This window comes from Verrucosispora sp. FIM060022, from assembly GCF_003977705.1.
Lineage (GTDB): Bacteria > Actinomycetota > Actinomycetes > Mycobacteriales > Micromonosporaceae > Micromonospora > Micromonospora gifhornensis.
In genome coordinates, this window is sequence record NZ_RQIV01000014.1 from 1 (window position 1) to 21,625 (window position 21,625).

Here is a 21,625-nt window from a genome sequence, read left to right on the forward strand (position 1 = left end):
GGGGGTTGAGGGCGTTGGTGACGGTGTCGAGGGCGTGGGCGAAGGTGGGGTTGGTGTCGTAGAGTTGGCGGCCCATGTTGAGGCGTTGGGTGCCTTGTCCGGCGAACAGAAACGCCACCTTCCCCGGCCGGATCGCCTCGGCGCGCCGGCGACCCGACTCCAGCTCCGCCAGTCCGGCCAGCAGTTCGTCCCGGTCGGCGCCCACCACGGCCGCGCGATGCTCCAGCAGGGGGCGGGTGGTGGCCAACGACAGCGCGACGTCCGCCGGGTCCAGCTCCGGGTTGTCCCGCACGAACCGGTGTAGCCGGCCGGCCTGCTCGGCCACCAGCTCCGGCTCCCGGGCCGAGACCAGCCAGGCCACGTGCCCCGTCGACGTACGCCGCGGCGGTGCCGGCTGCGGATCGCCGTGTTCGAGGATGACGTGGGCGTTGGTGCCGCTGATGCCGAAGGAGGAGACGGCGGCGCGGCGGGGTCGGCCGATGTCGGGCCAGGGTGTGGCTTCGGTGAGCAGGCTGACCTGACCCTCGGCCCAGTCGACGTGCGGGGTGGGTTCGTCCACGTGCAGCGTCGCCGGCAGGGTGCCGTGTTGCATCGCCTGGACGACTTTGATGACTCCGGCGATACCGGCGGCGGCCTGGGTGTGGCCGATGTTCGACTTCAACGAGCCGAGGTGCAGCGGCGTGTCGCGCCGCTGCCCGTAGGTGGCCAGGATGGCCCGGGCCTCGATCGGGTCGCCCAGGGCGGTGCCCGTGCCGTGCGCCTCCATGAGGTCCACATCGGAGGGAGCCAACCCGGCCACGGCCAGCGCCCGGCGGATGACCCGCTCCTGCGAGGGGCCGCTGGGTGCGGTCAGGCCGTTGGAGGCGCCGTCCTGGTTGATCGCCGAGCCGCGCAGCACGGCGAGGACCGGGTGGCCGTTGCGACGGGCGTCGGAGAGGCGTTCCAGCACGACGAGACCGGCGCCCTCGGCCCAAGCGGTGCCGTCGGCCGTGGCGGCGAACGCCTTGCAGCGGCCGTCCGGTGCGAGGCCGCGTTGTCGGCTGAACTCCAGGAACATGCCCGGCGTGGCGAGTACGGTCGCCCCGCCGGCCAGCGCCAGGGTGCACTCTCCCTGCCGCAGCGCCTGCGCCGCCAGGTGCAGCGCCACCAGCGACGAGGAGCACGCGGTGTCGACGGTGACCGCCGGGCCGGTCAGCCCCAGAGCGTACGCGACGCGTCCGGAGGCGACGCTCGCCGTGGTGCCGGTGAGCAGGTAACCCTCCGTGCCCTCGACCGGCTCGTGCAGTCGCGGCCCGTAGTCGTTGTCCACCACGCCGACGAACACCCCGGTTCGGGTGCCGCGTAGCGACTCCGGGTTCAGTCGGCCGTGTTCCAGCGCCTCCCACGCGGTGTGCAGCAGCAGCCGCTGCTGCGGGTCCATGGCGCTGGCCTCGCGCGGGCTGATGCCGAAGAAGTCGGCGTCGAACTCGGCCGCGCCGTCGAGGAATCCTCCCCGCCGCACATAGGTACGTCCCGGGGTGCCGGGATCCGGGTCGTAGAGCGCGTCGAGGTCCCAGCCACGGTCGGTGGGGAACGGGCCGGTGGCGTCCCGCCCGTCCCGCACGAGCTGCCACAGGTCGTCGGGTGAGCCGACCCCGCCGGGGTACCGGCAGGCCATGCCGATGACGGCTACCGGCTCGTCGCGGTAGCCGCTCTCCTGCTCCGGGTCGGTCGGTCCGCCGCCGGTCAGCGTCCGCAGGTGCGCCACCACGGCGCGGGGGGTGGGATGGTCGTAGACCAGGCCGGGGGAGAGGGGGACGCCGGTCGCCGCGGCGAGCCGGTCGCGGAACTCCACGCTGGTGACCGAGTCCAGGCCGAGATCGCGGAACGTGGTATCCGGGTCGATCGCTGCCGGGCCGACGCGGCCGTGGGCGACCGCGACGGCGGTACGCACCAGGTCGAGCAGTTCCTCGTCGGAGCGGCGGGGCGTGCCGTCGGGGGCGCGGGTGACCTCCGGTGCCGCGATCGCTGGGTTGTCCTGGTCTAGCCAGTGGCGGCTGCGCTGGAAGGCGTACCGGGGCAGGTCGACCGCCTGGCGGGCACCGAGCAGGGCGGTCCAGTCCACCGCCGCGCCCCGGGTGAACGCGGTGGCCAGCGCCGTCACGGCGGTGTCCGGCTCGGGGCGGTCGCGGCGCAGCACCGCGACGGCGGCGAGCTCCGCCACGTCGTGCGCCAGTGCGGTGAGCACCGCGTCCGGTCCGACCTCCAGGACTGTGCGGACGCCCCGGTCGCGCAGGTCCCGGACCGCGTCGGCGAACCGGACGGTGTCCCGGACGTGGCGTACCCAGTGCTCCGCGTCGGTCACGTCGGGGTCCGTCAGCGCGGACACCACGGGGATCGTCGGCTGCGCGAACTCGATGTCGGCCAGTGCCTGCGCGAAGGAGCCGCGCATCGGGTCCATCCGGGCCGAGTGGAAGGCGTGGCTGACCCGTAGCCGGCTGGTCCGCCGCCCCCAGCCGCGCACGGTCTCCTCGATGGCGGAGACGGGGTCGTCGTCGCCGGCCACCACGACCGACTCCGCCGCGTTCACCGCCGCCAGGTCGGCCCCGGGACGCAGGAGCGGTCGTACCTCCTCCTCGCTGGCCGACAGGGCGACCATGGCGCCGCCGGTCGGCAACGCCTGCATGAGCCGGCCCCGAGCCGCCACCAGGCGGGCCGCGTCGGGGAGGTCCAGCACGCCGGCCACGTGCGCGGCGGCGATCTCACCGACCGAGTGGCCCGCCACCGCGTCCGGTCGCAGACCCCAATGGGTGAGCAGCCGGAACAGCGCCACCTCCACGGCGAACAGTGCGGGCTGGGCGAACTCGGTGCGGTCGAGGGCGTCGGCGTCGTCGAGCACCTCGTCGAGGGGGCGATCCAGGTGCGGGTCGAGTGCCGCCGCGACCTCGGCGAACGCCTGGGCGTACACCGGGAACCGGGCGGCCAACTCCCGCCCCATGCCGGCCCGCTGGCTGCCCTGCCCGGTGAAGACGAACGCCAGCGTGCCGGCCGGGGAGCCGGTCACCGTGCCCGGGTGGGGCGTGCCGGCCGCCACCGCCGCCATCCCGGCGCGCAGGTCGGCCGCCGTCTCGCCGACCACCGCCGCCCGGTAGGGCAGCGTCGCGCGGGTCGTGGCCAGCGAGAACGCCACGTCGGCCGGGTCGGCGGCCAGGCTCGTGAGCTGCCCGGCCTGCGCCCGCAGGGCCTGCGGGGTGTGCCCGGAGACCACCCACGTCAGCGGTCGCGCCGCGGGAGCCGGCTTCCGCGCCGTCCGCAGCGGAGCCTCGGTGAGTACGGCGTGGGCGTTCGTGCCGCCCATGCCGAAGGAACTGACCCCGACGACCAGGGGCCGCGGCACGGTGTGGCTCTCGGTCACCACCCGCAGGTTCAGCTCGTTGAGTGGGATGCGTGGGTTCGGGGTGGCGAAGTTCAGGCTCGGCGGCAGCGTCCGGTGCCGTACGCAGAGCACGGCCTTGACGAACCCGACGATGCCCGCCGCGCCCTCCAGGTGCCCCACGTTGGTCTTGGCGGAGCCCACCAGCAGCGGCGTGTCGCGCAGCTGGCCCAGTGCCGCGCCCAGCGCGGCGGCCTCGACCGGGTCGCCGACGACCGTGCCGGTGCCGTGCAGCTCGACGTAGTCGACCTCGCCGGGCGTGGTGCCGGCCCGCTCGTGGGCCAGCCGGATCACCTCCCGCTGCCCGTCGCTGCCGGGCACGGTCAGGCCGTCGGTGACACCGTCGTTGTTGACCGCGCTGCCGAGCAGGACCGCGTGCACCCGGTCGCCGTCGGCGAGCGCCCGGTCCAGCGGCTTGAGCACCACCAGCCCGCCGCCCTCGCCGCGCACGTACCCGTTGGCCCGCGCGTCGAAGGTGTGGCAGCGGCCGTCCGGGGACAGCGCGCCGAAGCGTTCGGCGCCCAGCGTGCTCTCCGGCGCGAGGTTCAGGTTCACCCCACCGGCGAGGGCCAGTTCCGACTCGCCGCGGCGCAGGCTCTCGGCGGCCACGTGCACGGCGACGAGGGCGGAGGACTGCGCCGAGTCGACGGTGATGCTCGGGCCGTGCAGCCCCAGGTGGTACGAGACGCGGTTGGCGATGATCCCCCGGTTCGTGCCGGTCAACGAGTGCGGGCCGATGGCGTCGGGACCACGGCGGCGCAGCAGCGTCGCGTAGTCGTCGGAGATGGCGCCAACGAACACCCCCGTCCGGCTGCCGGCCAGCGCGTCCGGGCGGATCCGGGCGTCCTCCAGGGCCTCCCAGCTCAGCTCCAGCACCAGCCGCTGCTGCGGGTCCATGGCCGCCGCCTCGCGGGGCGGGACGCCGAAGAACTCGGCGTCGAACAGGTCCACCGCGTCCAGGAAGCCGCCCCTGCGGGCGCGCCCGTCCGGGTCGCGTCGGGACGCGGGCGGGTCGGTGATCGCCTCCCGCCCGTCGCGCAGCAGCGCCCAGAACGCCTCCGGGTCGGCGGCGCCGGGCAGCCGGCAGGCCAGACCGACGACGGCGACCGGCTCGTCGGGGGCGCTCACGCCCGTCCTCCCTCGACCTGGGCGAGCGCGCCGTCGACCGCCGCCCGGTGCCGTGGGTCGGCGCCGCTCATCTCGAGTACCTGGGCGAGGGTCCAGAGCCGGGTGTGCGGGAAGTGCGCGGGTGAGCCGTGCACGTCGTCGTGGGTGATCGTCCGGAAGTCGCGGACGTGCGTGCGGAGCAGGGCCGGGTCGGCGGGCGGGATGATCTCGTCGCGTCCGCTGGCCACGTACGCCACCGGGATCCGTACCCCGGCCAGGTCCTGCGGGGTCAGGGCCCAGTTGCGGACGTGGTCGAAGACCGTCGCCGGGGTGGTTTGCGTCAGCCGGGCCAGGGTGTCCACGGTGACGCGGGGCACCGCCGCCTGCCACTCCTTGTCGGTGAAGAAGGCCGCGACCGGTGCGCCGGCGGTGACGATTCCGCGCAGTCGGGGTTCGGACGGCGCCGCGCGCAGCGCCAGGTGCCCGCTGAAGCTCAGCGCCAACGCGTACGCCCGGGAGGCGTCCGCGCGTTCGGCCACGGCGTCCAGCAGCACGCCGAACAGGGCGGCGCTGTCCAGGTCGTAGCGCAGCTCGTTCTCGCCGACGCCCGGTAGCTCGGTGACCACGGCGGCGAAGCCGTAGCGCGCCAGCTCCGGCAGGATCGGCGCCCACTGCTCCTTGATGCTGACGATGCCGCCGGTCATCAGCAGCACCGGACGGCGTTCGGTCGTGGACAGCCCGGCGGCCCAGGCCCGGACCACACCGCCGGGCAGTCGCAGCTCCAGGCGTTCGATCCCCGGCACGGTACGACGCCACCGGTCGAACACCGCCACGCAGCGCCGCAGCGCCTCGGCCCGGCCCGGTGAGTCCACGAAGGGGAAGCGGGCCAGGTTGTAGAAGGTGGTGGCGGCGAGCAGGTCACCCGCCTGTTCCCGCTCCTCGCCGGCGCGGATCCACTGTGTCGTCCAGGAACGGGGCCCGTCGCCGTCGTCGTCGATACGGGCGAGCACGCCGTCCGCGCTGGCGTTCTGGGCACTGACGTGGGCGAGGACGTACTGCTTCAGCTCTGCGACGTCGTTGCTCATGCCGGGTTCTCCAGTTCCTGCTTGAGGTCGGTCAGCACGTCGGCCGCTTCCGCCCCGTCGATGACGCGGTGGTCGAAGGTCAGGCTGAGGCGCAGCACGGGTGCGACGGTGATCTGGCCGTCACGGACCACCGGCCGGTCGGCGACACGTCCCACGCCGATCGTCACCGTGGTGCCCCCGACGGAGTGGAAGCCGTCGACGTCGCGGTGCCCGAGGGAGGTCACCGCGACGGTGCCGGTGAGCAGCGGGCGGACGCGCAGGTCGCGCACGGCCCGCCGGAACCGGGCGTACGCCAGCGGCAGGGCCGAGGCGTGCACCCGACGGATGCCCGCGAACTCGGGAGCGCGTTCCGGGTCGACGGCGCGGATCCGGCTCAGGTGGGCCTGCACCTGGTCCACATCGGCCTCGTGGACATTCGGCACCACGGTCGCCAGCACGACGCGGGCCCCGTTGAGGACACCGTCCACGGTGACCTTGGCGTGCACGAACGGGTACCGGGCCACCCGGGCGCGCAGCCGGCCCTGGATCGCGGCGTTGGCCTCGGGATGCTTGGCGAGCACCCGGCCCGCCGCCACGACGACGTGGCTGACGATCGACTGCCGCCGTCCGTCCGCCCGCGCCCGGTTCCGCTCGGCCAGGACGCGGCTCATGTCCACCTCGGCGTCCAGGTGCACGGGCGCGAAGGACCGCACGGCCTCCAGGAAGAAGAGGGTGTGCCGGCGCTCGCGGGCGACGGGGGAGACGCTGGTCACCGATCCACCGCCGTCGCGTAGATCCCGCCCAGGCTGTCGGCGGTCAGGACGGCCGGGAGCGAGATGGACCGCCCGGTGGCGCGCTCCAGCGCCGAGCAGAGCGCGAGCAGGTGGACGGAGTCCCATCCGGCGACGTCGTCGAGGTGGCGGTCGAGGTCGCTCTCCTCGATGGGCAGCCCAAGCTCGTCGCGGACCAGGGTGACGAAGTCGTGGACGGATCGCAGGGTGCTCACGGGGTTCCTCCGGGGGGCCAGGAGCCGGTCAACTGGACGTGTTCCGGCGGTCGGGGCATGTCGGTCAGGTCGTGCCGGAAGTGGGTGGCGTCGAGACGCGTGAACCCGTTGCGGGGGTAGAAGTCGGCCACCTTGGCGTTGCGACGGCTGGGCAGGTACTCGGCGGTGACGGCGGACGCGCTGCTGCCGCGTGCGTGGCGCAGGATCTCGGCCAGCGTCGCCGTCTCCACCCCGCGGGAGAAGGCCCGGCAGCTCAGCACGAAGTTGTCGACGTGCAGGACGTCGTCGTCGTGGCGGAGGACGACCGCGCCGACGAGCCCGATGTCGCCGAAACGGTCGGCGCAGCGCACCGTGAGCACGGTTGCGGCGGGGTGGCGCAGCAGAGCGAGCACGTCGGCGGGCGCCAGTCGCCGGGTGGTCAGGTTGAACTGGTTGGTCCGCAGCGTCAACTGCGAGACGCGGGGCACGTCGGTCTCGTCGGCGACGGCCAGGTCCACCCGTACCTTGAGCTCCGCCAGGTAGTCGCGCAGCGAGTCGAAGGAGTGCAAGAAGTCGCGGCGCTCCACCTCCGCGCGGTACAGACCGGGTCGTTGCCGGTCCTCCGCCGTCAGCGTCACGGTGTCGAACCAGCCGTCGGCGAGCAGCCGTCCGACGTGATCGGCCGGCTCGTCGTCGACGGCGACCACCGCCACCTCGGGCAGTTCGCGGCGGACCAGGCCCTGCTCGAACGGGCTGTCGTCGACGAAGACGACGCTGTCGAGCCCGAGGTTGAGGTCCTCGGCGAGGGTGCGCAGGTTCTCGTGCTTGGGCCGCCAGTTCGCCACGACCCGGACGAAGTCGTCCTCCCGCAGTGTCATGCCTGGGTGCGCGCGCAGCGCCTCGCGTACCGGCTCGGGGTCGTTCTTGCTCACCGCGGCGACCAGCACACCCTGCGACCCGAGCTGGCGGACGACCCGCTGGAACTCGCGGAACGCCTCGCCCCGGTGGCTGTCGGCCACCTCGACGGCGAGCGGGCCGACCTCGCCGACGACCCCTCCCCAGACGGTCTCGTCCAGGTCCAGGGCGAGCACCTTGCGGGCCGCGCCGGCACGGGCCCGGGCCAGGTGGGCGACCTCGCGGGCGTAGGCGTGCAGCAGCGGCGGTGTCAGGTGCGCCTTGGCGTAGACGCTGAGCCGGGCGTCGCGGACCGCGAGCCCGGTCGCCGCCCAGGGGTCGAGGTCCACGACCACGACGGTCGGGTGGTCCTGCGACAGCCGCAGCAGGCGGGCGTTCGCCTCCCGCCACACGGCGCCGAGCAGGGCGCGGGACCGGTGGTCGATCAGTTGGGCGGGGAAGATCCTCGGCAGGGGGATCGTGTTGAGCACCACGGGGGTGGTCGAGCGGGCCAGCAGCCCCTCGATCAGGTCGATCTTCGCGGTGAAGGTGTGGGCCACGTCCTCGGGACGCCACGGTGTCGGCACCTGGTCGAAGACGACCTGGGCGTCGAGCAGGGTCAGCAGCAGCGACGAGTCGTCCGGGGCGGCGAGCGCGTCCAGGTAGCCGCCGAAGTCCCCGAGCCGGGGATCGAGCAGCAGGCCGTGCCGGGCCAACTCCACGGTGAGCAGCGGGACCAGCGGGGCCACCGTGCCGTACCCGCTGACGGTGATCGGCACGACCGGCACGTCCGGGTGCGCCGCCCGTACCGCGTCGGGGCCTACCCGTTCGAGCAGCCGACCCGCCCGGTGCAGCTCGGTGTCGGGCAGCTCGGCGAGCAGCGCGCGCAGGCGGGGGAACTCGGTGGGCAGCCGGCCGCTGCGGTACAGCTCGGACAGCTCAGCCGCCGCGTCCGACCCGGTGGCGGACGGGGCCGCGGCACCCGCTGTCACAGGCCCTCCAACGCGAAGCCCGACTTGATCCACTTGCTGGACTCGATGGACACACCCAGCGCCCGCTGTCCCCCGGCAAGTCGGGCGAGCGCCCGTTCGAGCTGGAGGAAGACGATTCCGTTGCCGTTGTTGCCGGTCTCCGCCACACAGCTCACCTCGGTGGCCTGCGGCAGCTTCAGGCGTTCCACGATCAGCGCGGTCATCCGGCCGGACAGTTGTGGCGGCAGCACGTAGTCGAGGTCGTCGCGCGCCCAGCCCAACTCGCCGAGCAGCTCCTCGACGACCTCGGCGGCCAGGTCCGGCACGTGGCGCTCGATGGCCTTGTAGTCCTCGGTCGCCGCGGGCCGGTTGCGGTCCTCGGTCGGCCCGAACCACTCCAGTGTCGCGCCGGGTTCCCGACCGAGGCCGACCAGCCGGGTGAAGACCGAGCGCAGCGCCGCCGCGCCCGCGACCTCGCCGACCCGCAGGACCGCGGCCCCGACGCCGTCGCCGAACAGGACGTAGTTGACGAACTCCGCGGGCGGCAGCTTCCGCAGGTCGGCGGTCAGGTCGTAGAACCGGGCCACCACGTCCCCGCCGAGCACGAGGGCGGTGCGTGCGGTGCCGCCGAGCAGCAGGCTGCGGGTGACGGCCAGGGCCTGCACGGCACCCGAGCAGCCGGACTGGAGCTGGTAGGCGGGCACCCCGTCGATGCCCAACCGGTCGGCTACCACGGTGGCTGTCGTCGGCATCAGGCGGTCCGGTGTGGCGGTGCCCAGCACCACCAGGTCGACCTCCTCGGGCGTGACAGCCGCGGCGTCGAGAGCCCGGCTCCCGGCCTGGTGGGCCAGGTCGGCCAGCGTGTGCCGGATCTCGCCACTGTCCAGATCGACCGCGAGGTGGCGGGTACGGGTGCCGATGAAGGCGTCGACCCACTGCTCCCACAGGCGGTCCATGCCCAGCCGCCGGCCCAGCGTCGCGTTGTCCACCGTCGGCCCGGGCAGCGCCGAGGCCGCCGAGAGTACCGAGACGGTCCTGGTCATTGCAGTCCTCCCGAGGGGGTCGGCGTGAGGCGGTCATCGTCGGCGCGACCGCTAAAGCGGGTCCAAAAGCGGGCGGCCCGACTGTGGCGCTCCGTCGACGCCATGCGTTTTGCTGTCCGCGCCGCGGCGAGTTGCCCGAGACCACCCGACCGAGAGGTCCTCGCATGACCCTTGCCCATGAACGAGCGGACGGGCGGAGCCTGGTGTCTCGCCACCCGGACCGCCCGGACCTGCCCCTGTCGCTGGCCGACGCCGCCGGCAACCGGGTGGACTACAGCTACGACGACGGCGGGCGGCTGCTGCGCGCCTACTCCCGGGCCTTCGACCGCGACATCGAGACCCGGACCTACCACCCGGACGGATCGCTCGCCTCGGCCACCGACGGTCGGGGCGCGACCACGGGGTACCACTACGACGGGCGTGGACGCCTGGTCGCCATCGACCCGCCCGAGCCGCTCGGCCAGATCCGCTTCGCCTACGACGACGATTCCCACGTCGTCCAGGTCACGCACGGTAACGGCCAGCGCGTCGGCTTCACGTACGACGCGTCGGGTCGACTGGTCGAGGTCCGTGACGACGACACCGGCCAGGTGCTCGGGGACTTCGCCCACGACTCCGCCGGCAACCTGACCCACCGGTCCGGCCCGGGCTGGTCGGAGTCGATCCAGTGGCGTGACGGCCGGCGCATCGGCTCGGTCCGGCGCGAGGGCCGCGAGGTGGAACAGGTCGGCTACCGCCACACCGCCTCCGGTGCGCTGGCCGCCCAGTTGGACCTCAACGGCACCACCACCTACGGTTACGACGCCGCCGGTCGGCTCGCGGTGCTCGACGACCCGTTCGGTGGCCGGACGAGCTTCGAGTACGACGGCGCCGGGCGGCGTACGGCCACGGTCTTCGCGGGCGGGGGCAGCCAGCGCACGGAGTACGACGCGCTGGGCCGGCCGGTGCGCCTCGTGGTGGCCGACGGGCGGGGCGACCCGGTCCACACGGTGTCGTACGACTACGGCGGTGGTGCCCTGCTCGCCGCCCGCACCGTCGACGGCGTGACCACCGAGTACGCCTACGACGGCCTGGGCCGGGTGGTCCGCGCCGGTGACGAAGAGTTCGGCTACGACCTGGCGAACAACCTGATCCGACTCGGTGGCACCACGTTCGACGTCAACGACGCCGGGCAGCACGTGCGCTTCGGTGAGACGGTCCTCGGCTACGACCGGTCGGGCAACTTCGTCGACGAGGTGAATCCGACGGTGCGCTTCACCTACAGCCCGACCAACCAGACCCGTACCGGGTCGGTCGACGGCCGGCAGGTGGTCGACATCCGCTACGACGGTCTGGACAATCGCGAGCCACGCCGGATCCACGAGACCACGCTGGACGGGCGGTCGGTGACCCACGTTCTGCACCGCACGTCGCTGGGCATCGTCCGGGTCACCGACGACGTACCCACGGCGTTCGTCAGGGAGCCCAGCGGCCGGCTGATCGGGTTGCGCACGGCGGACGGGACCCGCTACCAGGCGGTCACCGACCACCAGGGATCGGTGTTGGCGCTGCTGGCCACGGACGGGACGCTGGCCGCCACCTACACCTACAGCGCGTTCGGCGCGGTCACCGCGACCAGCGGCGTCGCGGCCGTCAACCCGTTCCGCTACCTGGGCGCCTACCAGTTGCTGCGGGGCGCCCACTTCCTGGAGTGCCGCATCTACAACGGGGCATGGGGGCGGTTCACCCAGCCGGATCCGCGGCACCAGGCCCGCGCCCCGTACACCTTCGCAGACAACGACCCGGTGAATTTGGGCAACCCGGCCCGCACCAATTTCTGGGCGACGCTGTCGCGGCCGCCGCGGGAGGCGGTCGCGGCGTTCCACGGCACCCCGCCCCCGCCGACGACGTTTCTCGGCACCGGCATTCCGTTCATCACCCGACGAGGAGACGACAATGACTGAGCGACTGGAGACGCGACCGCAGGCCCTGCTCATCAAGGTGCCCACCGAGATCGTGGTGAAGGTGGTCGACGACGTGGACGTGGCCGCTCCGGCGGTGGGGCAGGTGGGCAAATTCGACGACGAGTTGTACGACGAGGCCGGTGCCCAGATCGGCACGTCCAGCGGCAACTTCCGCATCGAGTACGTGCGACCGACCGACGGCGGACTGCTCACCTACTACCAGGAGGACATCACTCTCTCCGATGGGGTGATCCACGCGGAGGGCTGGGCGGACTTCAACGACGTGCGGACGAGTAAGTGGGTGTTCTACCCGGCGACCGGGGTGAGCGGCCGCTACCTGGGCCTCACCGGCTTCCGGCAGTGGCGGATGACGGGCGTGCGCAAGTCCGCCGAGGCGCGGATCCTGCTCGGCGAGTGACCGCGGCGGGGGGTGGGCGCCGTGGGCGCCCACCCCCCGCCTGCCTTCAGCAGGCTTGGGCTACCTCCCGCCGCCGGTAGGCCCGCAGGATCCAGTGGTGCAACTCGCGCAGCGACCGGTCCGGCTCCAACCCGAGTTCCTCGCGGAGCAGCCGGTGCGTGTGTTGGTAGGCGCGCAACGCGTCGGTCCATCGTCCGGCGCGGACCAGCGCGACCATCAGTTGCCGGTGGAAGTTCTCGTGCAGTGGATGGTCGGCCAGCACCGCGGTCAGCAGGTCGACCACCTCCTGGTGCCCGCCCAGCGCGAGTCGCGCCTCCACGAGCATCTCCAGGCACTCCAACCGGGTCTCCTCCAGCCAGCGGGCGAAGACGGCGACGGTCCGCCCGCCGGCCAACGTCAGCACCGGGCCGGTCCGCCACAGCGTCAATGCCCGTTCCAAGCACGCCACCGCCTCCCGGTACCGGCGCGCGCGCAGATGCGCCCGCCCCCGCTCGGACAGCGCGCGGAACTCGTGGGCGTCGACCTCGTCACCGGCCCGGATCCGCAGCGTGTAGCCGCCTGTGACGGTCGCGAGCCGACCTGCCGGGAGCAGGCGGCGCACCTGGGACACGTGCACGTGCAGGGCGGCCTGCGCGCGCCGCGGAGGGCGCTCGCCCCAGAGTTCGGTGCCGAGGTGCTCACTGCCGACGACCTGGTCGGAGCGAATCAGCAGCGTGGTCAACAACGCCTGCTGTTTGGGCGCGTTGACCGGTGTACGGGTGTCCACGCCCACCAGTCGTAGTGGTCCGAGTAATTCGTAGCGCATTGCTGCCCCCGATTTATCGGTTTTGGCTGATGCTAGTGCGCGGTCGTCGGGATCTGCATCAGAGAAAGTACGTACGCATCGATCGGTGGCCTTATTGGGGGCTGAATGCCCGGTCAGGATGGTATTTCGCCGGATCGTGGCGGCCTGCCACCGGGCGGGTCGGGGCAACTGTTAACAAGTCAATATGCGGTATGTAAACGGCGCGCAGCATTTTCTTCGGCCGCACGTCCGGATATTGAGATGCATTTTTTTCAGTCAATGGGGCTCGCTGATTATGCGCGGTTGTGACCACGACGCTGGTGGTTAAACTGGGACCAGCCGTGATCGGGGTCGGCAGGCGAAGGGTGGTGTGCTCGTGCGCGACACGGCAGAGCATCGGATCGGCACATCCGGGCGTCACACACCGCAGGCCCAGGCCACACCCGCAGATCGGCTGTCGCAGGCGCTCGCCCGGGCCCGCTCCGGGCGCGGTGGCGTAGTGGAACTGGTCGGTGAACCGGGGATCGGCAAGACGCAGGCACTGACCGAGCTGACCCGGCTCGCCCGCGTGGCGGGCATCCCGATCGCCGCCGGTCGGTGCACCGAGGTGACACCGGACAGCCCGCTGACCCTCGCCGCCGCGGTGACCGGAGCCACGGGGAGTCCCGGCGAACTGGCCGATGCGTTGCGGCAGGCCGCCGATCCGGCCGGGTTGCTGGTCGCCGTCGACGACTTCCACTGGGCCAGCGAGGATTCGGTACGGCTGGTGCGGGCGCTGACCCAGACGGCGCTGGACGTCGGGCTCCTGGTCGTCATCGCACTGCGACCGACGCAGACCCACACCGGGCTGCTCGCGGTGCTGGCCGACGGCCGCGACGTCGGTGTCGTCGAGCGCGTGGAGGTGGGTCCGCTGACGCTGCCGGAGTCCGCCCGGCTGCTCGGCTGCAGCATCAAGGACCCACAGGTCCGCAGGCTGCACGAGCGGGCCGAGGGCAATCCCCGGTACCTGCTGGCACTGGCCGCTCCGCGCGGTGCCGCCGCGACGGCGCTGCTCGGCGAGAAGGCGTCACTCGGGCCGGACGCGACGCGCGTCCTGGAAGCCGCCGCCGTGCTGGGTGGCTCAGTGGACGTCGCCGGCGTCGCCGAGGTGGCCGGTCTGCCGCGCGAGCGCGCCTGCGCGGCCACCAGCGTGCTGGTCCGCCGTGACCTGCTGCGCCCGGCCGACCGGCCGCGGGAGTACGTCTTCCGACATCCGGTGCTGCACACGCTCTACTACGACGACATCGACATCTGCTGGCGGGCGGCGGCGCACCGCCGGGCGCGGACCCTGCTGTTGTCACGTGGCGCCCCGCACAGCGTGGTGGCTCCGCACGTCGAGCGGGCACCGCAGGGCTCCGACGAGGATCTGACCGTGCTGGCCGGCGCGGCACAGGAGGCCATGGCGGGCACTCCCGCGCAGGCCGTGCACTGGCTAGGGGTGGCGTTGGATCTCGCGCCGGCCGGTGCCCACGCCCGCAACGAGCTTGCCTCCGCCCTGGTCGGCGCGCTGCTCGCGTCGGGGCAGCCCACCGCCAGCAGCGTTCTGCTGCACCAGATCCTGCGGTCCGACCCGCCGCTGTCCTGGGAGGCGCGAGCCCACGCGCTGGTGCCCGGCGCCCTGGCCGAGTGCCTGCTGGGGCGGGCCCGCGAGGGCGGCAGCCTCATCGCCGCCGCGCTGGCCGAGGCCCCCGAGGATCCGCCTGCGGTGCTGGTACGCCTCGCGGTCGTGCAGGGCGTGCTGGCGAGCCTGGAGGGAGTTGCGCTGACTCCCGGCGTGGCGGACGTCGCGCTGCGGGTGGCACGCGTACACGGCGACCGGCTCGGCGAGATGGGCGTCCTGTCCGTCCGCGCCTTCGGCGCCGGTGGCGGCGCCGCCAGCGCGGCGGACCTGTCGGCGGCCGCCGCCATCGCGGACGCGGCGGCCGACCCTGACCTGGCCGCAGATCCCGAGTGCCTGGTCATGCTGGCCTCGGCCGAGTCGTACAGCGGCCGATACCGCGACGCACGCCGTCACGCCGCACGCGGCGTCACGGTGATCCGGCGCAGCGGGGGCCGCCACCTGCTCCCGCTGCTCTACAACACGCTGAGCAACAGCTGCCGAAGGCTGGGCGAGTTGGACGCCGCGCAGGAGGCGGCCGCCGCGGCCGCGCGGATCGCGGAGCAGATGGGTGCGTGGCGACTGCACGGGCTGGCGCTGGCGCTGCGTTCGCTCAGTCTCGCCTGGCTGCTGCCGCAGGGCGACCGGGAGCCGGTCGACCTGGCGGAGCAGGCAGCGGCGATCCTCCCACCGGGCAGCTCGACGTGGAGCGCCACGGCCGGGCTGGCGTTGGCACAGGCGGCCCTGGCCGGCGGCGACCCCCGTCGGGCCGTGACCGTCATCCTGGACTTCGGTGGTGGTCCGGGCCTGGACGACATCCCCGACGTGCTGCGTCCGTGGAGCTACGAACTCCTGGCCGCCGCCTCCGGCCGGGCCGATCTTCCCCTGGCGGAGTGGGCGAGCCGCGCCGCGGCGGTCGTGGACCGGATGGGCGTGCCCTACCTACGGCCCTACGCCGTCTCCGCCCGCGCCCACCTGCTGCGCTCGCGCAACGACCTGGCCGGCGCGACCGCGCTCTTCCGCGAGGCCGCCGCGCTCTTCCACACCGCCGGTCTGGCCTTCTCCCAGGCCGTCGCCCTGGCCGAAGCGGCCCGTTGCCAACCCGGCGCGGGCCGGGCTGACCTGGCCCTCGCCCGGGAGGTGGCCCGGCGCTGCGGCGCAGGCCGAGCCCTGGCCGAATACCGCATCCGCCCGTCGGTGACGGAGGTGACCCACCCGATGCTGTCCGTCCTCACGCGACGCGAGCAGGAGATCGCGTCGATGGCGGGCACCGGTCGCAAGACCAAGGACATCTCCGACAGCCTGGCGATCAGCCCCCGCACCGTTGACGTCCACCTCACCCGCATCTACCGCAAGTTGAACATCGCCACCCGCGCCGAGCTGGCCCGGCTCATGGCGAGCATCGCCTGAAGAGCCCCGCCTCCGGTGTGGAGTCCGGCCGTCATCAGAGTGGCTTTACCGGTCTCTCCTAGGTTCTGACCACCCACCGAGGAGGCCGCCATGACCGACGTCCAGCTGCCCGCGTTCCCGATGACCCGCACCTGTCCCCACCAGCCGCCGGAGGGCTACGCCGCCCTGCGCGAGAATGGGCCACTGGCCCAGGTCCGGCTGGTGGGCGACCGTACGGCGTGGGTGGTGACCGACCACGACGTCGCCCGGACGTTGCTGGTCGACCCGCGACTCTCCTCCGACCGGCTACGACCGGACTTCCCGGTGCTGGTGCCCCGGATGTCCGCCGCCAAGCTGGTACCACTGGTCGGCATGGATCCGCCGGTGCACACCCAGCGGCGGCGCATGCTGATCGCGGCGTTCACCGTCCACCGGACCCAGCAGATGCGCCCAGAGATAGAAGAGATCGTCAGCGCCCGTCTCGACGCGGTGCTGCAGGAGGGCCCGCCGGTGGACCTGGTGCCCACCCTGGCCCTGCCCGTACCGTCCACCGTGATCTGTCGGCTGCTGGGCGTCCCGTACGCCGACCACGACTTCTTCGAGAGCCAGACCCAGCGCATGGTGCTGGGTTCGAGCACCGCACAGGAGGCGGCCGGCGCGGCCGCCGCCCTGACCGAGTACGTCGACACGTTGATCGGGGAGAAGCAGACCAAGCCGGGGGAGGGGCTGCTGGACGAACTCATCGCGAGCCACCTCGACACAGGGCAGATCACCCGGCGGGACCTGGCAGAGACGGTCATGTTCCTACTCGTGGCAGGGCACGAGACCACAGCCAATATGATCACGATGAGCATCGTCGGCCTGCTGGAGAACCCGGAACAACTCGACCGCCTACGCTCCGACTGGAGTCTGCTCCCGAACGCGGTGGAGGAGCTGCTGCGCTACCTGTCCGTCGCCGACGAGATCCAGCGGGTGGTCGCCGAACCCATCGAGGTCGCCGGCCATGTCCTGCGCGTCGGCGACGCGGTCTACCTACCCGCCGCCGCCAGCAACCGGGATCCGGCCGCCTTCCCCGATCCGGACGCGCTGGACGTCTCCCGCCGCGCCCGTCACCACCTGGCCTTCGGCTACGGCATCCACCAGTGCCTGGGCCAGAACCTCGCCCGGGCCGAGCTGGAGGTGACGCTGCGGGCCCTGTTCGAACGACTGCCCACCCTGGCGCTGGCGGAGCCACTGTCGTCGCTGCCGGTGAAACCGGGCGGCTCGGTGCAGGGCGTGTACCGGCTGCCAGTCACCTGGTAGGCGTAGGGCCCGTCAGGCAGCCGGCACCAGACCCACATCGGCACTCAGGATCGCGAGTTGAAGCCGGCGCATCGCCTCACCAGGCTCAAGCCCCAGCTCCTCGTGCAGCACCCGCCGCGTCGACTGGTACGCCGCCAACGCCTCGGCGCGGCGACCGGCCCGGGTGAGCGCCACCATCAACACCTCCCGCAGCGGCTCGTGCAGTGGGTGCTCCTCGACCCACTGCACGAGTTCGCCGATGAGCTCCCGATGCCGGTTCGTGGCCAGTGCCGCCCGCCCAATGGCGTGCAGGCAGTCCACCCGGACCTCCTCGGCCCATTCGGCGAAGTTACCGACCACGAGGCCGTTGCGGATGCCGGCGAGCACGGGACCCCGGAACAGCCCGACCGCGCGGCGCAGCGGGACCAGGGCCGCCTCCGGGTCGGTTTCCAGCAACGACCTGCCCAGCGCGTGCATCCGCTGCAACTCGACAGCATCGACGAGGTTCTCGTCGACCTCCATCTGGTAGCCCTGCGGCTTCGTGTGCAGCACCGCTGCGCCGGGGCGCGGGCTCGGGATCTGCTTGCGGATCTGCGAAACGTAGACGTGCAGCGCGGTGCGGGCGTGGCGGGGAGGGTTCTCGCCCCACAGCTCAGCGATGAGTTCGTCGGTGGTGACGGTGTGGTTGGCCCGGATGAGGAGCGTGGCGAACAGCGTTTCCACCTTCGGCGCGGTAATCGTGCGAGGTGCGGGATCGGCGATCCGCAATGCTCCGAGCAACTGGTAGCGCATGGTTTCCTCCGCAGGTCGGCGGCCACCGTATTCTGGCCGCTCACCATTGCCCGGGACATCAGAGAAATTGCGTACGGACCCGGGGTGCGTGGTGACAGCTGCAGCCAGGACGAGACGTTCCTGCGAGGACGGCAACCGGTGGGGTGGGCCGTCGAGCGACGCCCGAGCAGCGGACGGCAGGGGTCGGGCTGACCGACCGTGTATTCGGTGGCGACCTCTGTCGTCATGCTGGTGGCGCGGTTCGCGCTGCCCTCGTCGAACGGGAGGTTCCCATGCCACATCAACGATTCCGCAGCCCGTGGCGGCAGCTCGGCCTCGGCTTGACCGTCGCCGGCACGACAGGAGCCGCGACCCTCGCTCCCGGTCGCCGCCGCCGCGACCGCTGAACTGCCGACCTGTCAGGTCCGCGCCGGGGGCGTCAGCGAAGCCCAGGTCGCCGCGCTGGGCAAGGCGTTCGGCATCGAACGCCTTGCCCACCCCAGGACGGCAGCGTGCGGTTCGCGGGATTGTCCCGGCTCAGCTGGCGGCGCTGCTGGAACGCGGCGGTGCGGCCGGCAGTCGGCTGTGTTAGGCGCTCGCAGGGCCGGTCGAAGCGGGCAGCGTGACATCTCCGATCGGATCTAAGAAGCGGCACGTCGACAAGGGAGGTGACTACGAGACGTGCGACTACGCCCTCTACAACTGGAAGACATAGCGGGTGCGGGTGGCAAGGATGAATCATGGCACGTGAGCAGGTCAACCGGTTGGTCATCGAGCACGAGGAGATCGTCGGAGTCGACTACTCCACGCAAGGGCTGACCGAACTCGTCGCTGTCGGCACCCGCTTCGAGCGGTGCCGCTTCGACGGGCTCCGGTTTCAGTATGTGGCGCTGGGCTCCGGCATGGAGCTGTCGCAGTACGTCGAGTGTTCCTTCGACGGCGCGGTGCTCACCGGCACGGCCGGATATTCGCGGTTTATCGGCTGCACCTTCCGGAACGCGGAGATCCGCGACTTGACGGCGGATTACCTGGAGCTTGTTGAATGCGCGTTCACAGGGCGGATCAAGTCGACGACCTTCTGGGGCGCCCCACCGCCCGGCTCCGCCGAGCGATTCACGAGCAATCTGGCGTTCCTTGCCGAGCAAGGGCAGCCGGAGCCACCGGGGTACCGGACGCTCGCTCTGCGGGAATCCAACGAGTTCCATGGCAACGACTTCTCCGGGGTCGACCTGGTCGGTGTGGACTTCCGCTACGGCATCGACCTGACCAGGCAGCGCCTTCCGACCGGTTCAGACTACCTATACCTTGAAGACGCCGAGGCCGCTCTGCATCGTGCGCTTGCGCTGCTGGTCGACCGGCCGGCAGACGATCTCACGGCTCAGGTCGAGCGGTCGCTGCGGCGGATGCTCGACCGGGAGATCGGCACCGGCCAACGACAACTGCTGTTCCGCGAGGTGGACTACTCGAACAAGGGGGTGTTGAAGCCACACGCCCGGCTCATGTTCGATCTCCTGCGGAACGCCTCGAACTGGGATCCGGTGAAGGGGCAGCGGGTGGGCGGCATCGTCCATGCTGTTGGCGTGCACACACCGGAGGCGAACGAGGCGCTGCGCTGGCTCGCCGAGCAGGGCGTGACACAGTTAGGTCCCGGGCGATGGCGGCAGAGTCTGCCGTCGGGCGACCTGGAGCACAGCGACAACGATCTTGCCCACGGGTGGACGACCGCCATGCTGGACGAGGACCGTCTAGCCCCGGGGGAGCGGCTCCGATTAGGTCTTGGGCTTCTCGACCTACTTGACGAATACTGGGTGACCGTCGAGCTCCGTCACTTCATCGCTGACCAGGCCGACGCGGGGATCAGCGAAGCCTTTTGGGCTGGCTACCGGCAGCGCCTGGAAGCCCCCGACGCAAGCGAGCAGCTGCAGTACTCACTATGGGTTGACTGGTTCGAAGATCAAAAGACTGCGGGCGTGGCGTTCGCAGCGCTGCTCGGCGACGACGTGCGCTACCTACGGGCTGGATTGGGCCTGAGCGCGCTGGCCACCGGCCCCCTGCACCGCAGGGCAGCCCGAATTCTCGCGTGCTCGGGGCCCGTACGCTGGGCCTACAAACACGATGTCTATGAGGCCGTCGCCGCCGTAACCGAGCTGCACCCGGCGCTGTTCAAGGGGGTCTGCTGCACCGAGAGGTGACAGGTGTAGTCACGCGGCCTGACTGGCCGGTGGCGTCATGATGGTCTCGAACTCGATGGGGGTCAACCGGGACAGCGACCGCTGCCGACGGCGACGGTGGTAGGTCCGTTCGGTCCAGGTCACGATCGCTGCCCGTAGTTGCTGGCGGGTGGCCCACGTTCGCCGGTTGAGGACGTTGTTCTGCAGGAGTCCGAAGAAGGACTCCATGGCGGCGTTGTCGCCGGCGGCGCCGACGCGGCCCATCGATCCGACCATGCGGTGACGGCTGAGGGCTCGAACGAACTTCCTGGATCGGAATTGGGATCCGCGGTCGGTGTGCAGAATGCAGCCGTCCAGGTCGGCGCGTCTGGCGGCGGCGTTGTCCAGCGCGGTGACGGCCAGGCGGGACTTCATCCGCGAGTCGATGGAGTAGCCGACGATCCGGTTGGACCAGGCGTCCTTGATCGCGCAGAGGTAGAGCTTGCCCTCGGCGGTGTGGTGCTCGGTGATGTCGGCCAGCCACAGCCGGTTCGGGCCGTCGGCGGTGAAGTCGCGGCGCACGAGGTCGTCGTGCACTGGTGGGCCTGCCTTGCCGACCTTGCCGCGACGCTTGCGCTTGCCGAACGCGCTCCACCAGCCGTTACCGGAACAGATCCGCCACGCCGTGCGATCAGCCATCGGCTGCCCGGCGTCGCGGGCCTCGTCGGCCAGGAACCGGTAGCCGAACTCCGGATCGTCACGGTGGGCGTCGAACAACGCGTTGGCCCGGTACGCCGCCACCTCCTCGGCGCTGGCGACGGGTCGGGCCAGCCACCGGTAGTAGGGCTGGCGAGCGATCTTCAACACCCGGCACGTCACCGCGACGGGGATCCCGTCGGCGGCCAGCTCGCTCACGAGCGGGTAGAGCCTTTTCCCGGCAGATTCGCCTGCGACAGGTAGGCCGCGGCCCGGCGCAGGACCTCGTTCTCCTGTTCGAGGAGCTTGATCCGCTTGCGGGCCTCGCGCAACTCGGCCGACTCACCGCTGGTCGTGCCGGGCTTCGCGCCAGCCTCGACGTCAGCCTGGCGCAACCACTTGAACAACGTCATCGGGTGCACCCCGAAGTCCTTCGCGACCTGCTCGACCGTCACGCCCGGATCACGGTCACGGGCCACCCGAACGACATCATCGCGGAACTCACGAGGGTAGGGCTTGGGCACAGCGACATCCTTCCAGCCCGCCAACAAGGCAAGCCAACTCAGATGTCACCTACCGGTGCAGCAGACCCGGGGCTTGCTGACCAGCTACCACGACTTCTACGGCGACCTCGAACCAGCGGCGGCGCTCACGCTGCTGAACCGCCTGGACCTACCGCCGGAAACGGAGCACTTTGCCACGCTTCGCGCGGTCCTGAAGGCTGGTGCTCGCAATCACTATCAACACCCGGAGTTGTGGGACGCCCCGAGCCACGGCTAGCACTCGCACCGACTCTTGCACCGGCCTTGCGCCCACGTCGCAGATCAGTTGACGGACGTGTGTCGCGCATCAGCCGACGGAGGACAAAGTGGCCCACCCGGTCATTTGCCGAACTGTTCGTTCTCCGGATCAAGACGGCCCGTGTCCAGCCTGGTCAACCCGGGCGGCGCGATCGCCGCGTCTGCTCGGCGGGTAGGCGGCCCTCCGATGCAATCTGGACTGCTCCGGGGGCTGGGACTCGGACTTCTGCACCGACTGACCGGACGCCGACCATCGGCCCGTCAACGTCAAGCGCGCACTC

15 protein-coding genes are annotated in these 21,625 nt (G+C 71.8%); 6 read left to right on the plus strand and 9 right to left on the minus strand.

Annotated elements, in window-relative coordinates; genetic code table 11:
• From EG812_RS26355 to EG812_RS26380, 6 genes are all read right to left on the minus strand, one after another.
• On the minus strand, positions 1 to 4,540 hold a 4,540-nt coding region (locus EG812_RS26355), incomplete at its 3' end, for a type I polyketide synthase (RefSeq protein ID WP_148113824.1).
• Positions 4,537 to 5,604, minus strand: coding sequence for an alpha/beta hydrolase (locus tag EG812_RS26360; protein WP_126713156.1), 1,068 nt, complete (start codon positions 5,602 to 5,604; stop codon positions 4,537 to 4,539). The genes EG812_RS26360 and EG812_RS26355, both read right to left, overlap by 4 nt.
• The gene (locus EG812_RS26365) at positions 5,601 to 6,356 is read right to left on the minus strand and encodes a 2-oxo acid dehydrogenase subunit E2 (protein WP_013733055.1); all 756 of its coding nucleotides are present in this window, start codon (positions 6,354 to 6,356) and stop codon (positions 5,601 to 5,603) included. The genes EG812_RS26360 and EG812_RS26365 overlap by 4 nt, the downstream gene beginning before the upstream one ends.
• Positions 6,353 to 6,589: an acyl carrier protein gene (locus EG812_RS26370; RefSeq protein WP_013733056.1), complete on the minus strand. Its 237-nt coding sequence runs from the start codon at positions 6,587 to 6,589 to the stop codon at positions 6,353 to 6,355. Before EG812_RS26370 ends, EG812_RS26365 begins: the two co-directional genes overlap by 4 nt.
• Positions 6,586 to 8,454, minus strand: a complete 1,869-nt coding sequence (locus tag EG812_RS26375; RefSeq protein ID WP_013733057.1) for an HAD-IIIC family phosphatase — start codon at positions 8,452 to 8,454, stop codon at positions 6,586 to 6,588. The genes EG812_RS26370 and EG812_RS26375 overlap by 4 nt, the downstream gene beginning before the upstream one ends.
• A complete protein-coding gene (locus EG812_RS26380) occupies positions 8,451 to 9,476 on the minus strand; it encodes a 3-oxoacyl-ACP synthase III family protein (protein ID WP_126713158.1) in 1,026 nt (341 codons plus the stop codon). The genes EG812_RS26375 and EG812_RS26380 overlap by 4 nt, the downstream gene beginning before the upstream one ends.
• Positions 9,477 to 9,640: 164 nt before the next feature.
• Here EG812_RS26380 and EG812_RS26385 point away from each other — a divergent pair, with 164 nt between their 5' ends.
• Together EG812_RS26385 and EG812_RS26390 are read left to right on the plus strand one after the other, a co-directional pair.
• Positions 9,641 to 11,419: an RHS repeat-associated core domain-containing protein gene (locus EG812_RS26385; RefSeq protein WP_126713159.1), complete on the plus strand. Its 1,779-nt coding sequence runs from the start codon at positions 9,641 to 9,643 to the stop codon at positions 11,417 to 11,419.
• Positions 11,412 to 11,837 (plus strand): allene oxide cyclase barrel-like domain-containing protein, encoded by a 426-nt coding sequence (locus EG812_RS26390; protein ID WP_013733060.1) that lies wholly within the window; start codon positions 11,412 to 11,414, stop codon positions 11,835 to 11,837. Before EG812_RS26385 ends, EG812_RS26390 begins: the two co-directional genes overlap by 8 nt.
• 46 nt (positions 11,838 to 11,883) lie before the next feature.
• Here EG812_RS26390 and EG812_RS26395 read toward each other — a convergent pair whose 3' ends face one another.
• Positions 11,884 to 12,603 (minus strand): AfsR/SARP family transcriptional regulator, encoded by a 720-nt coding sequence (locus EG812_RS26395; protein WP_050814588.1) that lies wholly within the window; start codon positions 12,601 to 12,603, stop codon positions 11,884 to 11,886.
• Between the two features lie 394 nt (positions 12,604 to 12,997).
• Between EG812_RS26395 and EG812_RS26400 the strand changes: the two genes are divergently transcribed.
• Both EG812_RS26400 and EG812_RS26405 read left to right on the plus strand, forming a co-directional pair.
• Positions 12,998 to 15,667, plus strand: a complete 2,670-nt coding sequence (locus EG812_RS26400) for a helix-turn-helix transcriptional regulator (protein ID WP_126713160.1) — start codon at positions 12,998 to 13,000, stop codon at positions 15,665 to 15,667.
• A gap of 90 nt (positions 15,668 to 15,757) precedes the next feature.
• Positions 15,758 to 16,948 carry a cytochrome P450 gene (locus tag EG812_RS26405; protein WP_013733063.1) on the plus strand — a complete coding sequence of 397 codons (1,191 nt, stop codon included), beginning with the start codon at positions 15,758 to 15,760 and terminating at the stop codon, positions 16,946 to 16,948.
• 12 nt (positions 16,949 to 16,960) lie between these two features.
• On the opposite strand, the gene EG812_RS26410 is transcribed toward EG812_RS26405, so the two are convergent.
• A complete protein-coding gene (locus tag EG812_RS26410; RefSeq protein WP_126713161.1) occupies positions 16,961 to 17,719 on the minus strand; it encodes an AfsR/SARP family transcriptional regulator in 759 nt (252 codons plus the stop codon).
• A 719-nt stretch (positions 17,720 to 18,438) separates the two neighbouring features.
• On the opposite strand from EG812_RS26410, the gene EG812_RS26415 reads away from it, so the two are divergent.
• Positions 18,439 to 19,890, plus strand: coding sequence for a hypothetical protein (locus EG812_RS26415; protein WP_126713162.1), 1,452 nt, complete (start codon positions 18,439 to 18,441; stop codon positions 19,888 to 19,890).
• 9 nt (positions 19,891 to 19,899) lie between these two features.
• Here EG812_RS26415 and EG812_RS26420 read toward each other — a convergent pair.
• Positions 19,900 to 21,068, minus strand: a protein-coding gene (locus tag EG812_RS26420; protein ID WP_126713163.1) for an IS3 family transposase whose coding sequence is annotated in 2 segments (ribosomal slippage) — positions 19,900 to 20,781 and positions 20,784 to 21,068 — 1,167 coding nt in all. Because the reading frame shifts where the segments join, the coding sequence is not laid out codon by codon here.
• Between the two features lie 55 nt (positions 21,069 to 21,123).
• Here EG812_RS26420 and EG812_RS26425 point away from each other — a divergent pair.
• Positions 21,124 to 21,324 (plus strand): hypothetical protein, encoded by a 201-nt coding sequence (locus EG812_RS26425; RefSeq protein WP_126713164.1) that lies wholly within the window; start codon positions 21,124 to 21,126, stop codon positions 21,322 to 21,324.
• The last annotated feature ends 301 nt before the right edge of the window (positions 21,325 to 21,625 follow it).